The organism is Pedobacter sp. Leaf194 (genome assembly GCF_001423945.1).
In the GTDB taxonomy this organism is placed as follows: domain Bacteria; phylum Bacteroidota; class Bacteroidia; order Sphingobacteriales; family Sphingobacteriaceae; genus Pedobacter.
In genome coordinates this window covers 91,922-108,934 of sequence record NZ_LMPU01000010.1, presented here as the reverse complement: position 1 = coordinate 108,934, position 17,013 = coordinate 91,922, and the positions used below count along the sequence as shown (strand labels likewise).

The 17,013-nt window shown below is 40.2% G+C and carries 10 protein-coding genes; all 10 read left to right on the top strand.

Going from position 1 to position 17,013, the window contains the following annotated elements; all coding sequences use genetic code 11:
- The first annotated feature begins 30 nt into the window (after window positions 1-30).
- The 10 genes from ASG14_RS15005 to ASG14_RS14955 all read left to right on the top strand — a co-directional run bounded on the left by ASG14_RS15005 (window position 31) and on the right by ASG14_RS14955 (window position 17,012).
- A complete protein-coding gene (locus ASG14_RS15005; protein ID WP_235528598.1) occupies window positions 31-1,008 on the top strand; it encodes a SusE domain-containing protein in 978 nt (325 codons plus the stop codon).
- Between the two features lie 197 nt (window positions 1,009-1,205).
- On the top strand, window positions 1,206-3,050 hold the full coding sequence (locus tag ASG14_RS15000) for a glycoside hydrolase family 13 protein (protein WP_056871891.1): 1,845 nt from the start codon (window positions 1,206-1,208) through the stop codon (window positions 3,048-3,050).
- A gap of 44 nt (window positions 3,051-3,094) precedes the next feature.
- The gene (gene pgmB, locus ASG14_RS14995) at window positions 3,095-3,775 is read left to right on the top strand and encodes a beta-phosphoglucomutase (RefSeq protein ID WP_056871890.1); all 681 of its coding nucleotides are present in this window, start codon (window positions 3,095-3,097) and stop codon (window positions 3,773-3,775) included.
- 75 nt (window positions 3,776-3,850) lie between these two features.
- Window positions 3,851-6,169, top strand: a complete 2,319-nt coding sequence (locus tag ASG14_RS14990) for a glycoside hydrolase family 65 protein (protein ID WP_056871889.1) — start codon at window positions 3,851-3,853, stop codon at window positions 6,167-6,169.
- The gene (locus ASG14_RS14985; protein ID WP_235528597.1) at window positions 6,166-8,031 is read left to right on the top strand and encodes an alpha-amylase family protein; all 1,866 of its coding nucleotides are present in this window, start codon (window positions 6,166-6,168) and stop codon (window positions 8,029-8,031) included. Before ASG14_RS14990 ends, ASG14_RS14985 begins: the two co-directional genes overlap by 4 nt.
- Before the next feature lie 149 nt (window positions 8,032-8,180).
- Window positions 8,181-9,557 (top strand): MFS transporter, encoded by a 1,377-nt coding sequence (locus tag ASG14_RS14980; protein ID WP_056872078.1) that lies wholly within the window; start codon window positions 8,181-8,183, stop codon window positions 9,555-9,557.
- Window positions 9,558-9,650: 93 nt separating this feature from the next.
- Complete coding sequence (locus ASG14_RS14975; RefSeq protein ID WP_056871888.1) at window positions 9,651-11,534, top strand: alpha-amylase family glycosyl hydrolase; 1,884 nt, start codon at window positions 9,651-9,653, stop codon at window positions 11,532-11,534.
- Window positions 11,535-11,659: 125 nt separating this feature from the next.
- Window positions 11,660-12,214: an RNA polymerase sigma factor gene (locus ASG14_RS14970; protein ID WP_056871887.1), complete on the top strand. Its 555-nt coding sequence runs from the start codon at window positions 11,660-11,662 to the stop codon at window positions 12,212-12,214.
- Window positions 12,215-12,498: 284 nt separating this feature from the next.
- Window positions 12,499-13,557: a FecR family protein gene (locus ASG14_RS14960; protein ID WP_056871885.1), complete on the top strand. Its 1,059-nt coding sequence runs from the start codon at window positions 12,499-12,501 to the stop codon at window positions 13,555-13,557.
- Between the two features lie 179 nt (window positions 13,558-13,736).
- The gene (locus ASG14_RS14955) at window positions 13,737-17,012 is read left to right on the top strand and encodes a SusC/RagA family TonB-linked outer membrane protein (protein WP_235528596.1); all 3,276 of its coding nucleotides are present in this window, start codon (window positions 13,737-13,739) and stop codon (window positions 17,010-17,012) included.
- The last annotated feature ends 1 nt before the right edge of the window (window position 17,013 follow it).

Below are 17,013 nucleotides of genomic sequence, written 5' to 3'. Positions count from 1 at the left end.
TAAGATATGAAATCAATATTCTTAAAATCAATGACATTAAGCTTAATCGCTCTGTCGTTATGGTCATGCAAAAAGGATGAAACAAAAGCCGTTGCAACAACAGGCACTGGTGCTCCATTGCAAGCTTCAGCAACCAATGTGGTTTTAGATAAATCGAAACTTACCTCAACGGTTGTAACATTTACTTTGGCCGATGCCAACTTTGGTTATCAGGCAGCCGTTTCAAACACCCTGCAACTTGCAGTAAAGGGAACTAATTTCGCCGCACCGAAAGAAGCTATTTTAGATGCAAAAGCAACTACTAAAGCCTATACTGGTTTAGATTTTAACAATTTGTTATTGGCTTTAGGTATTCCAACCACAGCCAATACTGATGTTGAGGTTAGGATTAAATCTTCTATCTCCAACAGTGTGGCGCCTGCTTACAGTAATGTAGTAACCATTAGCGCCCGGCCGTTCCCTTTAACAGCCTGGATTTACGTTCCTGGAAATTATCAGGGATGGAACCCAGCTACTGCAGATAGTTTAATTTCTGCAACCGGTAACGGTGTTTACACTGGCGTAATTGCGTTTGATGGTGACAAATTTAAAATCACTCCTGCTAAAAAATGGGATGTTGCTTATGGAGACGCTGGCGGTGGTAAACTGAGTACTTCAGGAGGAGATATCAGTTCTATTTCTAAAGGTGCAAAACAACTTGTTGTTGATTTAAATGCAAACACCTTTACCATTAAAGAATTAGTGTGGTCGATTATTGGTAACGCAGTTCCGGGAAGTAACTGGTCTGTTGATACAGATATGAAATTCATCAATGATGGTAAAAACAGCTGGACAATCACTACGCCTCTAACTGCTGGCGAACTTAAGTTCAGGTTAAACCACGATTGGGGAACAAGTATTGGTGATGGCGCTAACAATGTTGCTATCGCTACTGCTGGAACTTACAAATTAACATTAACACTTAACGCAGATGGTAAAACGGGAAGTTTTACTGCGGTTAAACAATAACTTTTACAACCCTGCAGAAAAACTAATTTTTGCAGGGTTTTTTTAAGCCCTTCGTTACATGATCCCATTTCGTTTTTTAGCACAAATTCCTCTTCATTTTCTAATCCTAAATTAATTTTAAGCCATGCTTAATGGTCTCAAAAATTCTTAAATAAGCTGTACACCAGCTTCATTGGTCTCCATCTGAAATTTAGAAAATGAAAAAAATATATCTATTATTCCTTATCCTTTTTGTTGGAAGTAGTTCATTCGCTCAAAAATTAGAGCGCATAGAACCGATGTTCTGGTTCGCCGGGATGCACAATCCAAAGCTACAATTGCTTGTTCATGGCGATAACATTGCTCCAAGCACAGTTACATTAACTTACCCTGGCGTAAAACTGGTTAAAGTTAACAAAGTCGAAAATCCTAATTACCTTTTTATCGATTTGGAGCTATCGTCCTCGGTAAAGGCTGGTAAATTCCCCATAAACTTTTCTGCCAACGGCAAAAAGATATCTGCTTACACTTACGAATTAAAAAGCCGCGATAAAAATGTTGGCAGGATTCAGGGTGTAACTCAAAAAGATTTTATTTACTTATTGATGCCTGATCGTTTTTCGAACGGCGATAAAAGTAATGATGTTGTTAAAGGCTTAGCCGAAACAGCATTAAACCGCGACAGTATGTATTACCGTCACGGTGGAGATATTCAAGGCGTGATCAACCATTTAGATTATCTGAAGGATCTAGGAATCACAACCGTTTGGATGACTCCAGAGATTGAAAATGATATGGAAAAGGCATCCTACCATGGTTATGCCGCTACTGATCATTATAAAATAGATCCCCGATACGGAACCAACGAACTCTATAAAAAATATGTAGAAACAGCTCATGCTAATGGCATGAAGGTTATAAAAGATATTGTTCATAATCATATTGGCACCGGACATTGGTTTTTTAAAGATTTGCCAATGAAAAGTTGGGTACATCAATGGCCAAAATATACCCAAACCAGTTACCGCGACCAAACCGTAATGGATACACATGCGTCTGCGGCAGATCGTAAGAAAATGCTCGATGGCTGGTTTGTTCCATCAATGCCTGATTTGAACGAGTCTAATCCCTACGTGCAAAATTATCTAACACAGAACCATATCTGGTGGATAGAATATGCAGGTATCGATGGGTTACGTTTAGATACTTACCCCTATAACGACCCCGAATATATGGCAGACTGGGCAATTAAGCTTAAAGCAGAGTTTCCTAAGCTCTCCATTTTTGGAGAAACCTTTGTTTCTGGTGTGGCAAATCAGGCTTACTTTACTCAGGGCAACACCGTTAACCGTGGTTTTGATACGCATTTGCCAGGTATTACCGATATGGCTGTTAAGGAAGGAATCTATGAAGCTTTAAATGGAAAGAACGGCTGGACAGATGGCGTGAATCGCCTGTATGATGTTGTTGCCCATGATTTTCTATACAAAGACCCAACTTTAAATTGTATTGCGCTGGATAACCACGATATGAGCCGGTTTTATTCTGTTGTTAATGAAGATTTCGACAAATTTAAAATGGGCATCGCTTTGCTTTTAACCATGCGTGGCATTCCTCAAATGTATTATGGTACAGAAATTTTAATGAAAAATTTTTCTAACCCCGACGGGCTGGTACGTGCTGATTTTCCTGGTGGATGGGATGGTGATAAGAAAGATAAGTTCATCGCCGATGGCAGAACAAACAAAGAAAATGAAGCATTTAGTTTTGTAAAAACCCTGGCCAATTATCGCAAAAACAGCGCTGCTTTACAAAGCGGAAAGTTAATGCAATTCGTGCCTGAGGATGACATTTACGTTTATTTCAGGTACAATACCCAGCCAAAGGGATCGGTAATGGTTATCGTGAACAATGCAGACAAAGCGAAAACTTTGAATACCGACAGATTTGCGGAAAGAACAAATGGAATTACTACCGCAAAAAATGTAATTTCAGGAGAAAATATGTCGGTAAAAGAAATTAAAGTGCCAGCTAAAACAACGTTAATTTTAGAGTTGAATTAAATTCATTGCCGTTAACTTCCGTTAACGGTTATTACAAATATACCATGCAAGAAACATCAAACATACTACCTTCAACCGCTCAAATTAAAGCCTGTCTTTTCGATTTGGATGGCGTACTGGTAGATACCGCCGTTTACCATTATCAGGCCTGGAAACGCCTGGCCAACACAATGGGTTTTGATTTTACTGAAGAACAGAATGAGCAACTTAAGGGGGTGAGTAGGGTAGAAAGTCTGAACAAGATTTTGGATTGGGGTAAGGTGGTTAAAACAGATGCTGAAAAAGAAGAACTGGCTACTTTAAAAAATAGCTGGTATGTAGATATGATTACGAAAATGACACCGGCCGAAGTATTACCGGGAACCGTTGATTTTTTAACCTCTATTCACAAAGCAGGATATAAACTCGCACTAGGTTCGGCAAGTAAAAATTCAGGAGTCATTTTAGAGAAAACTAATCTTGCTCATTTTTTTGACGAGATTGTGGATGGGAATATGGTTACCAAATCAAAGCCCGATCCGGAGGTTTTTCTTAAAGGTGCAGAACTTTTAGGCTTTAAACCCAACGAATGTGTGGTGTTTGAAGATGCGGTTGCTGGTGTAGAAGCCGCAAAGCGTGGTGGCATGAAAGCCATTGGCATCGGCGAGAAAAGTGTACTTACGCAAGCAGATGTGGTGGTAAGCGGACTAGATAAATTAACAGTTAAGGATTTAGAAGAACTATAATAAGGTTTAAGATGTAGGGTTTAAGCATTGGCGATTTCGGTCCTGATACTTGATACTAACTACTTGATACTAGATATGAAGAATTACATTAAAGCGGATGAGTGGAACATTATCGAAGAAGGCTTTGATCCACATTTAAATAAAATTTCGGAAAGCATTTTCAGTTTGGGTAACGGCCGTATGGGGCAACGTGCCAATTTTGAAGAAACATACAGTGGCGAAAGTTTGCCGGGGAACTATGTAGCGGGTGTTTATTACCCTGATAAAACCCGCGTAGGCTGGTGGAAAAACGGATACCCGGAATATTTTGCAAAGGTATTAAATGCCGCAAATTGGGTGGGTATCGAAGTAAAGATTGATGGAGAGATTTTAGATTTAGCCACCGCTGAGGTAAGTGATTTCAGGCGTGTGCTAAATATGCATGCCGGTATTTTGGAGCGTAGCTTCACCGCAAAGTTAAAAGTGGGTAAAACGGTAAAAGTAAAAGCAACACGTTTTTGCAGCATCGCCGATGATGAAGTTGGCGCAATCCGCTACAGCATTACTGCCACAAATTTCGATGGAACTGTTACCTTAATGCCTTTCATCGATGGCGATATTAAAAACCAGGATAGTAATTACGATGAGAAATTCTGGACATTGGTTTCTGATGAAATCAATGGAACAGAAGCTTACATAAAACTAAGAACAAAGAAAACAGCGTTCGAGGTTTGCACCGGAAGCAGCATAGAATTGTATAAAAACTCCGAGAAAGTAGCCATAAAGCCAGAGGCTGTTCGTAAAGAAAAGTTCGTTGGGCAAACTTTTTCCGTAGAGTTAAAAGCAAACGAAGAGATTACGCTGATAAAAATCGCGGCTAATTTATCTTCAGAAAATTATGAGAAGGAGTCGCTTTTAAAGGAAACAAAAGCAGTTATTGCCAAAGCAACTGCGAAGGGTTTCGATGTTTTATTAAGCGAACAAACCGAGGCCTGGGCAACTAAATGGGAGGAAAGTGATATCGTTATTGAAGGCGATATTTCGGCACAACAAGCCATCAGATTCAACATTTTTCAGTTATTTCAAACTTACACAGGTAAAGACGATCGGTTAAATATTGGTCCGAAAGGTTTTACCGGAGAAAAATACGGCGGTTCTACTTATTGGGATACAGAGGCATACTGTGTGCCGTTTTATCTTGCGACTGCTCCGCAGGAAGTAAGTAAAAATTTATTGATTTACCGCCATAAACAGTTAGGTAAAGCAATTGAAAATGCTGCGAAATTGGGTTTTAAAGACGGCGCAGCTTTGTATCCGATGGTTACCATGAATGGCGAAGAATGCCACAACGAATGGGAAATTACTTTTGAAGAAATTCACCGTAACGGCGCTATTGCTTTTGCTATTTACAACTATATCCGTTACACTGGTGATGAAAGCTATCTTTCAGACTTCGGCCTCGAGGTATTAATCGGCATTGCCCGTTTCTGGAAACAGCGGGTAAACTGGAGTGGAGAGAAACAAAAGTATGTAATGCTTGGTGTTACCGGACCCAACGAGTACGAAAACAACGTAAATAACAACTGGTATACCAACTTGCTTGCTACCTGGTGTATGAAATACGCAACCGAAGCTGCTGGAATTGTAAAAGCGCAACAGCCGGATAGGTACGACAACTTGTTAAAAAGTCTGAATTTCGACACCCAAGAATTTTCGGATTGGGCAGACATTATCGAGAAAATGTATTACCCTGAAGATAAAAATTTGGGCATATTCTTACAACAAGACGGCTATCTTGATAAAGAACAAACATTAGTGAAAGATTTGCCGGCAAGCGAAAGACCAATTAATCAGAAGTGGAGTTGGGACAGGATTTTGCGTTCTCCGTTTATTAAACAGGCCGATGTTTTGCAAGGATTGTATTTCTTCGAAGAGGATTACGATTTGGAAACCATTCGCAGGAACTTCGATTTTTATGAGCCACGCACCGTTCATGAGAGTTCTTTATCGCCTTGCGTACACAGCATTTTAGCCGCTAAACTGAACGATGAAGCACGTGCTTACGAATTCTATTTGCGTACCGCCCGTTTAGATTTGGACGATTACAACAATGATACAGAAGATGGTTTGCACATCACATCGATGGCAGGAACCTGGATGAGTGTTGTTGAAGGCTTTGCCGGTATGCGTGTTCGTGATGGTAAACTGCATTTTAATCCGTTCTTACCAACGCAATGGAAATCTTTCTCTTTTACTGTTGGTTTTAGAGGTGCTACCCTGAAAATTAACATTACCGAAAATGGAATAACCATAAAAAACCACAATGGTATTGATTTGAAAATCGGCATTAAGAACAAGATTTATAATTTGGCCGGAAACGCAGAAATTGAAGTTAATAACGCAGCCCTGGTATGAGAAAGGCTGATGGCTTAGCGCTTAAAGGTATGAAGATTAAACAGCAACGCTTAACAGGCTTGACGCGTTTCTCTGCTCCATGCTTCTTAAATTCCGGAGGCCGCTGGTTTAACTTTATAGCGCTTTCGGTTATCTTTGCCATGCTCTCTCAATCATCCTTTGCACAAAAAAAGAGTAAACAAATGAACGATAAGCAAATCGTTATATATCAGTTATTGCCCCGCTTGTTCGGAAATAAAAACACTGCAAATATTCCCTATGGCACCATTGCTCAAAATGGATCGGGAAAGTTTAATGACATTACAGATAAGGCTTTAGATGGAATTAAAGAATTGCATGCTAATTATGTTTGGTACACGGGTGCGCTCGCCCATGCCAGTTTAACCGACTATTCTGCCTACGGAATTAAGGTTGATGATGCCGATGTGGTAAAAGGCAGAGCGGGTTCACCTTATGCTATTCGCGATTATTATGATGTAAATCCTGATTTGGCCGTGGATGTTAAAAATAGGATGCAGGAGTTTGAGGCTTTGGTAAAAAGAACACACCATAAAAATTTAAAACTTCTTATCGATTTTGTCCCCAACCACGTTGCCAGAAGCTACCATTCCTACGCTAAGCCGAAACAGGTTGTAGATTTTGGCGCTGAAGATGATGTAACCAAAGCTTTTAGTGCGACAAATGATTTTTATTATATTCCTGGTCAGCATTTTGTAGTACCCACCAACGGAGAAAAAACGCCGCTATCTGCTTTGCAAGATGGTAAATTTGATGAGAATCCGGCGAAGGCAACCGGTAACGATGCATTCACCGCCTCGCCTAGATACGACGATTGGTACGAAACCATTAAATTGAATTATGGTGTAGATTATCAAAACGGCAAACAAAATCATTTCGAACCTATCCCTCCGGTTTGGACAAAAATGAGAGATATTCTAATCTTCTGGACTAAAAAAGGTGTCGATGGTTTTCGTTGCGATATGGCAGAAATGGTACCTATCGCATTCTGGAGCTGGGTCATTCCGCAGGTAAAAAAGGTTAACCCTAATTTGATTTTTCTTGGCGAAGCTTATAATCCGCTGGTTTATAAACAATATTTAGACGAAGGTAAATTCGACTACCTCTACGATAAAGTGGGTTTGTACGACGGCCTTAAAAAGTTAATCAGAAACGAACCATCTGCAGATGTAAAAGACATTCGTAATGTATGGCAGGTAGAAAGCGCTGGTTTTGGCAAAAATATGTTACGCTTTTTAGAAAACCATGACGAAGAACGTATTGCATCGGCGGGCTTTGCAGGGAAAGCTGAACTGGCTTTGCCTGCAATGGTGGTTTCGGCAACTTTAGGTTCTGGTCCGGTAATGCTCTATTTCGGGCAGGAAGTGGGCGAGCCAGGCAGTGGCCGGGAGGGGTTTGGAGGAGATGACAACCGCACCACAATTTTCGATTATTGGGGCGTTCCAAATCATCAGCAGTGGATGAACGGCGGTTTGTTTGATGGAATGAAACTGAACGAGGAACAACGAAATTTACGATCGTACTACAAGCAACTCTTAAAAGTAACTTCAACAAGTGATGCGGTTATAAACGGGGAAATTTATGATGTTCCGCAAACCGGAAATATGAACAATCGCATGAATGCATTTATTCGCTATTCTGGCAAACAACGCCTTTTGGTCGTTGCTAATTTTGACAGAAACCAAAGCCTGGAGGCTAACATCGAAATTCCTGATGCCGTTTTGAAAGTTAAACATTCATCTCCGGTTACGGATTTATTAACCGATAGAAGATTAAATATACCCGCAGGCACAAGTATCCCTGTAAAACTTGGTCCGGTTTCGGCACAGGTTATAGAATTTTAAACCTTTATAATTAACCTCAAAATACACGAAGAAGAAGTACATAATTAACAGCTTTTAAAAAGTAGGCTTGGTTTTTTTCTTTGAAAATGCTGAGCGCTTTGTAGGGGAACCGCTGCTTCGTTATCGTGGAAAAGACTAAACCAAATAAAATGAGCTTAAAAACAATATTCGAAAACCCGAAACTAACGCTTGCACAGATTATCAACATGAGTGTTGGTTTTTTCGGAATCCAGTTTGGTTGGGATCTACAACGTGCCAACATGGGGCGTATTTATGAAAACCTTGGGGCTAACCCCGATCAGGTTCCGTTGTTGTTTTTGGCTGCTCCTTTAACTGGTCTTCTGGTTCAACCTGTTATTGGTTACCTGAGCGATAGAACCTGGCATCCAAAGTGGGGTAGAAGAAGACCATATTTTATGATTGGAGCAATTGTAAGCAGTATTGCCTTAATCATTATGCCACATAGCAGCGCCCTGTGGATGGCTGCAGGATTGTTATGGGTATTAGATGTTTTCGGCAACATAGCCATGGAACCTTTTCGTGCCTTCGTTACCGATAAATTGCCCGACAGCCAGGTAAACCGTGGTTTTATCATGCAAAGCATGATGATAGGTTTGGGCGGAAGCATTGCCTCTGCTTTGCCCTGGCTCATGAATAATGTTTTCAGCTTGCAAAATACAGCAGCACAGGGAGAGATTCCGGAAAATGTGAAATTCTCCTTCTACATCGGTGCTTTCTTCTTTTTTGCGGCCGTATTGTGGACAGTTTTCACAACCAAAGAATATCCCCCGCAAGATGTAGATTTCAAAGAAAAAGTTCGCGAAAGCAACAAAGGTTTTGGTGGCGGCGTTTCTGAAATTCTCGGTGCATTAAGAAACATGCCGAAGCGCATGCAAATTGTTTCTTTAGTACAGTTTTTTACCTGGCCGGGTTTGTTTTTAATGTGGTTTTATTACACTACCGCAGTGGCTGTAAACGTTTTTGGTGGTAAAGATGCTGCTGACCCGGTTTACGCCCATGGTGCTGATTTCGGGAGTTTAACCCTTGCCTATTATAGCGTAATCACCTTCCTTTTCGCCCTGGTTTTACCCAAAATTGCCGATGCTTTAGGACGCAAAACCACCCACGCATTATGTTTAATATGTGGTGCAATTGGATTAATCAGCGTAGCGTGGGTACACGATAAAAACATGCTTTACCTGTGTATGACAGGCGTTGGCATTGCCTGGGCAAGCATTCTTTCTATGCCTTACGCCATGTTGAGCGGCTCTTTACCAAAAGATAAAATCGGGATTTACATGGGCATCTTCAACTTTTTCATCGTATTGCCCGAAATTATCGCATCATTAGGTTTTGGCTGGCTAATGCGCAATGTACTCAATAACGACAGACTTTTAGCGGTTCAACTTGGTGGCGGATTAATGATTTTAGCAGCACTTATTTGTTACATATTTATTAAAGAGCCTAAAAATACAAACCAGGTTTTGGCAGCAGAACTTGGCATCGAAGAAAACCGGTCAGTTTAACGCCCTTCGACTTGCAGTTACATAGTATAATCTTATTGCGAACCAGTTCGCCTGGTTGCCCGCAACTATGATTTTCCAATAAATACAATTAAAATGAAAAAAGTTATTTACCTACTGTTGTTGCTTACCGGTTTAAATGTTAGCTGTAAAAAAGCATCGACAGATGGTGGCGCCGTTCCTCCGCCAAGCGGTCAGGCTGCTGATTTGCCTGCGGGTGCCAAAGATGGCGTGGCATTCATCAATAATGGAACTTCAGCGATAGTTACCTTATACGCACCCGGCAAAACCAGCGTTTCGCTAATTGGCGAATTCAATAACTGGTCTCCAACGGCATCGGTAATGAAAAAAACAACAGACGGAAATACCTGGTGGATTCAGGTTGATAACCTTAATCCGGGTACAGAATACGCTTATCAGTTTTTAGTTGATGGAAGTTTAAAAGTTGCCGACCCATATTGTGAAAAGGTTTTAGACCCAGCGAACGATAACTACATTTCTGCTTCAACCTATCCAAATTTAAAAGCTTATCCAACGGGAAAAACAACCGGTCTAGTAAGTACAATGATTGCAAACCAGCCAGCTTACACCTGGAAGAATGCCAATTTCATCAGGCCAGATAGAAATAATCTGGTTATTTATGAACTGCTTATCCGTGATTTTACGACCGAACACACTTACGCGTCTACGCTGACAAAGCTAGATTATTTAGTGAATATGGGTGTTAACGCTATTGAACTGATGCCTGTTAACGAGTTTGAAGGAAATCTTAGCTGGGGGTATAATCCTTCCTTTTATTTTGCTCCTGATAAATATTATGGAAGCAAAACCGCGCTTCAGAATTTTATTGATGAATGCCATGGAAAAGGTATAGCAGTTATTATGGATTTAGTCCTGAATCATTCATTCGGGCAATCGCCAATGGTACAGCTCTATTTTGATGGCTCAAAGCCATCGGCAAATAGTCCTTGGTTTAATGTAGATGCCAAACACCCTTACAACGTTGGTTACGATTTTAACCACGAAAGTGCAGCCACAAAATATTTCGCCAAAAATGTAATAAAGTTTTGGATGCAGCAGTATAAAGTGGATGGATTTCGTTTCGATTTATCTAAAGGGTTTACACAAAAAGTTTCTACAGATGATGCAACAATGAGCGCATACGATGCGGGGAGAATTGCAATTTGGAAAGACTATAATGCTTACATAAAAAGTATCGACCCCAATTTTTTTGTTATCCTGGAGCACTTTGCCGATGCAAGCGAAGAAAAAGTTTTGGCTGATGACGGCATGATGCTGTGGAATAATTTAAACTACAACATGAATGAAGCAACGATGGGCTGGCTCGGCAGTTCTGATTTTTCATGGGGATTTTATGCTAAACATGGTTTCACAAAATCAGATGGCCTGGTTACCTACGCCGAAAGCCATGATGAGGAACGGTTAAACTATAAAAACATTTCATTTGGAAACATGTCTGGCACCTACCTGATAAAAGGAAACCTGCCAACATCTTTAAAACGCGAAGAAATGGCAGCAGCCTTTCTTTTTAGCATCCCCGGGCCGAAGATGGTTTGGCAGTTTGGTGAATTGGGTTATGATATCAGCATTGACTTTAATGGCCGCACCGGCGAAAAACCGATTAAATGGGATTACTTTACAGACCCCAACAGGAAAGCACTTTATAATGTGTACTCGAAGTTTATCAAACTTAAAAAGAACAATAGCATCTTCAATACCACAAATGCCGCTTATAATTTAACAGGTGGTGTAAAGTACATCAAACTCAGCGATGCAGCGAATACCGTAGTGGTTGTTGGTAATTTTGATGTGATTAATCAAAATGCGAATATAGATTTTGGCGCTCCGGGTACCTGGCTTGATGCGGTTGGCAATAATGTAAACCTTTCATCGAACATTTACACCGCAACTTTGGCGCCTGGTGAATACCATATTTTTAGTAAAATCGCTTTAAAGTAAGCAGGGCTGTTTGGACTTTATGTCGTAAGATTTTGAAGCAATTTTTAAATCGTAGAATCAGTGGCTTTTTTGGTTACAATCTTAGCTATTTTAGTTAATATTGTTTTAACAACTAGCTGAAATATATGGAGAACAAATTAATGCATCACTTGCTTTGGGAACGGCTACGTTCTGGCGACAAGGATGCTTTTTTTGATCTTTATGCTGCGCTGTATTATCCTCTGGTAAATTTTGGAATCAGGGTTTGTGCTGATGCAGATATTTCCGGCGAAGCCACCGATCTCGTTTTTACAACCATTTGGGAAAAACACAGTACGCTCACCCGTGTCGATAATGTTGAAGCCTACCTTCGAACGTTTCTTAAGCGGAAACTATTGAGGATACTGGAGCGTAGAAAAAAGTTGAATGTTGCATTAAGCAATGCCGGCGCCGATGGCGATTGGATGGAGATGAGTTATGAGGAATTTATCGTAAAAGTTCAAAGTGACGAACTGGTTCGATATCAATTAAAAAACGCACTTGATAAGCTTACGTTCAGGCAAAAACAATTAATACACCTTAAATTTTTTGATGGACTTAGTTACGAACAAATCGCTGAGCAAACCAATCAAACAATAAAAACAGCCTATAACACCGTTTATGACGCATTAAAAGTTCTGCGTAAAGAACTTAAGGCTTAAATGCAAAGTTAACCCGAAAATAATTTTGTGGTTTCTAGTTTTCTCCTCCCTACATGAGCGCATCCTGCAGTTTCGGGTGAAGCATTTAAAATGATGTTCCGCAAAACAGCCATATCTGGTTCAAAATATTCCACTTCTTTCTGGTAAAATGAGGTAATAGACAAATAAAATTTCTTCGTTTTAAGCATCTGGAGGACAAATACCCTGGTTTGTTAAAAAAAAGTTAAAATTCTTTTAGGAAAAAGTAAACTTTTTGGGCACTGATAAGTAAAAGCCAAATAATAATGATTGATAGAAATCAATTCAATGCAGAAGATTTTCTTGTAGACAGTACATTTCAGCAGTATTGTGCAGGAAATGATAAGCTTTGCAGTGAATATTGGGAGAAGTATATTGCGGCTCATCCAGAACAGGCAGATGTTATTGCCGAAGCAAAAAAATTACATTTCATTTTGAGCGGAAATAAACGTCCGTTAAATAATCAACTGAATGCTTTAAAAGAAAGCTATAACAGCGAGCATTCGCTAAAACTTAGCAGAAATTACACCTGGCTTAAAGTGGCCGCTGCCATATTGATTGTGTTGAGTATTGGCTTCCTTTACCGGGCTTACGAAGTTGGAAACACGGAAGTCGTTTCGATAGCAAAAACGTTTCACACCAAAAGCGGCGAAAGGAAAAAAATTACGCTTCCGGATGGGTCAACAGTTTTGTTAAATGCGCAAAGTTCATTATCGATAGGAAAAGATTTCAATCAGACTTCCCGTGAGGTTAGCTTAAAAGGAGAAGGCTATTTTGATGTTGTGCATAATAAGAGTAAGCCTTTTAAAGTGCACACCGCAGAATTTAACATTAATGTATTGGGTACTGCTTTTAATGTAAAGGCCTATCCCGACGAGATATCATCAGAAGCAACTTTAATTAGAGGGTTGATTACTATGGAAGCTGTTAATGGCAATGGCGGAACGATAACGCTTAAACCGAGTCAGAAAGTAACCTTCTACAAAACTGAAGCAGTTAAGGAAACGCAGAAAGCTGTAAAGCCTGTGGCAACCCGCCCGGAAATTATAATAAACCATTACACTTTAATAAAAGACAGTACAATTGTTGAAACCGCCTGGACGCAAAACAGGATTGAAATTTATGATCAGGATTTTGATGAAATACGAGCCGTTTTGGAAAAATGGTTCAACGTTGAAATCAAATTTACAAATCCTGAAATTGAAAAATATCGGTTTACGGCAACCTTTAGTCACGAAAGCATTGAACAGGTAATGTCGGCATTACAGAAAGTAGAAAATTTTAAATATGAGATAAAAGGAAATCAGGTAATTATTTCGAAGTAGAAAAAAGGACGGTGTTGGCGCACCGCCCTTATAAATTCTTTTTGATCAATCAATGGCAGTTTATGCGCAAACAGATTGCTGCCAGTTAATTATGCAACCAAAAAAACAAAAATATGATTTATTATTACTTACTGCAAGGGCGTACGAGATACAGAACGCTTTTAAAATTCATTATGCTAATGAAACTAACCTGTATTATGGTTTTCATTACCTGTCTTAATGTTTCTGCATCGGTTTTTTCTCAGGAAAAAATTTCTCTCGATGTTAAAAAAACAAAACTAGCCAGGGTTTTACAGATTATAGAGCAGCAAAGCAGTTATCATTTTGTATACAGCTCCTCTTATGTTCCTGTTAATAAAGATGTAAGCATTACGGTAACCAACATTCCGGTTACTGATGTTTTATCTGCAATCCTTAATAGAACAAATCTAAAGTATTCGGTTTCTGATGGCGGATTGATTGTCATCAGCAGAAATAAAGAAGTTCCTATTGGCGGCACGGTAAAAGATGCGCAGGGTGGCTCATTACCTGGTGCGTCTGTTAGGGTAAAGGGTACGGCAATAGGTACATCAACCGATGTAAACGGGAAGTTTTCTTTAAATGCCCCGGAAAATGCGGTGTTGGTAGTTTCATACGCGGGTTTTCAAACTAAAGAAATTTCGGTTGGCTCTCAAACAAACTTCGATATTGTTTTAAGCGAAGACAGCAAACAACTAACCGATGTTGTGGTAACGGCGTTGGGTATTAAAAAAGAAAGAAGAGCGCTTGGGTATTCGGTTACGCAAATTGGAGGCGAAACACTAACGCAGGCCCGCGAAAATAACATTACAAATTCTCTTGTAGGTAAAGTTGCCGGTTTGGATATCGCCGGTACTTCGGGCGGTGCGGGCGCTGCAACTAACGTAACCATCCGTGGAGTGTCTAGTTTAGGCCCATCTAGTCAGCCGCTTTATGTTGTAAATGGTATACCGATGGAGAGCGCACCCGTTGGGTTCGGCAGTACAATCGGCATTGGAAACAATGGCGGCCAGTACGATAATGCGCCCGATTTAGGTGATGCAATCAGCAACTTAAATCCTGATGATATAGAAAGTATTTCGGTGCTTAAAGGTGCTGCGGCATCAGCCTTATATGGAAACAGAGCTAAGGCAGGCGTAATCCTAATTACCACAAAAAGTGGAAAGGGAAACAGCATTGAGTTTAGCAGTAATTATGTTGCCGAACAGGTTATGGATAGAACGAACTGGCAATATGTTTATGGTCAGGGTGTTAACGGGCAGAAACCAACCACCCAACTGGCAGCCGCTTCTACAGGAAGTTCGAGCTGGGGTGCAAGATTAGATGGCAGCAATGTTATCCAGTTTGATGGCGTAAGCAGACCGTACAGCGCACAGGAAAATAATATTAAAGATTTTTACAGAACTGGTGGAAGCTGGACAAATACACTAGCATTAAATAAGAGTTTCACCGGCGGCGTAATTCGTTTATCGGCAAGCGATTTGACTAATAATTCTGTAGTACCAAACTCTGGGCTCGACAGACAAAACTTTACCTTATCGGGAACTTTTGATCCGGTTAAAAACCTAGTTATCGATGCAAGAATGAATTACATTCTTGAGCAGGCAAAAAACCGGCCGATGCTATCAGATGGTGCAGGAAACGCAAATTACAACGCAGCATTTTTACCAACAAGCGTTAATATTGCAACGCTTCAGCCAGGTAAAAACGCCGATGGATCTGAGCTATCATATAACACTGGCAACCCTTACGCAACAAACCCGTGGTTTGCCGCCAATGATTTTATCCATGATACGAAAAGAGAACGTTTATTAAGCTCTTTCAGCGCAAAATATACATTTGATAATGGTTTGTTTATACAGGGAAGGGCAGGTAGAGATTCATACAATGATAGCTACATTTCGGTAACTCCTTCTGGTACTGCCTATGATGCAGATGGTGGCTACACCGAACAAAACAGTAAATTTTCAGATATCAATATTGATGGATTAATCGGTAAGTCTTTCAAAATTGATAATTTTTCTATTACGCCAAACCTTGGTGCAAGTTATCGCCGTACAAAGAGCGAAGGCATTACAAACGGCGGTTCATCATTTCAAATATTTGGGATTTACACACTCGCAAATACCGGCGGTAAATCAGTTTCTGCTTATAAGTTAGATCAGGAAACACAATCGGTTTATGGGACTTTAGAACTTGCCTACAAAGATGTTTTATATTTAACGGGTAGTGCCAGAACAGATTGGTTTTCAACATTAGCCACACCAGGTAAAGACAACAAACTCGATGTAATTTATCCATCCGTTAGTGGCTCATTTGTGTTTTCAGAACTGTGGAAACCATCCTTTTTAAGCTTCGGTAAATTAAGAGCAGGTTATGCAATGGTAGGGCAGGCAACAAGCCCTTTCCAAACCCAGCTTTATTACAATTTACGTAGTGAGGCCAACAATGGTGCGCCACTTGGTAATATCGTAAACAGCTCCATACCAAATTCATCTTTGCGGGCATCAAAAGCTACAGAGTTGGAAATTGGTACGGAAATGAGGTTTTTTGGAGATAGGTTGAGCTTTGATGTTACCTGGTACAACAAAAAATCAACCGATGAAATTCTTCCGGTTCCAACCTCAACAACTACCGGCTACAGCGGAGCGGTTTTAAACATCGGTAAGCTTAGAAACAAAGGGGTAGAAGCTTTAATTTCTGGTGTGGTTTTAAAGGCCGACGATTTTAAATGGACCTCAAGCGTAAACGGTTCTTATAATGATAACAAAGTTTTAACCCTTGCGCCAGGCACGGCATCACAGTTATTGGCAACTTCAAGAAGCAACGTTGGTTTCTTACAAAATCTTGAAGGGATGGCTATCGGACAGGTTATGGCCTACGATTTTCTTTATGACGCAACTGGCAATATTGTAAAAGATACCAATGGGGCGCCGCAAAGAGGTGAACTTAAAGCTTACGGATCTGCTTACAACAAATGGGCAGCCGGCTGGAACAATGAATTCAATTACAAAGGTGTTAACTTATCTTTCTTAATAGATGGGAAATGGGGCGGAAAGATTTTCTCGGCCACAGATTACTATGGCTATGTTTTTGGATTGCATCAGGCAACGCTCGAGAATCGTGACGCTTTAGGCATTAATGCTGCAAATTATTACAGCACCTATGCAAACAACGTTTCGAAACAGTTTGTACAGGATGCCAGCTTTGTAAAATTCAGACAGGTTATTTTGGGGTACAATTTCCCTGCTAAAATGTTCAATAATAAAATTAAGGGCTTAAATCTAAGTTTCGTTGGTCGTAATTTATTTATTCTGATGAAGAAAACTGATAACATCGATCCGGAATCGAGTTATAATGCAACTATTCCAGGTATGGAATTGGGCGGTGTGCCACCAGTACGCACATACGGTTTAAATTTAAGTGTTAAGTTATAAT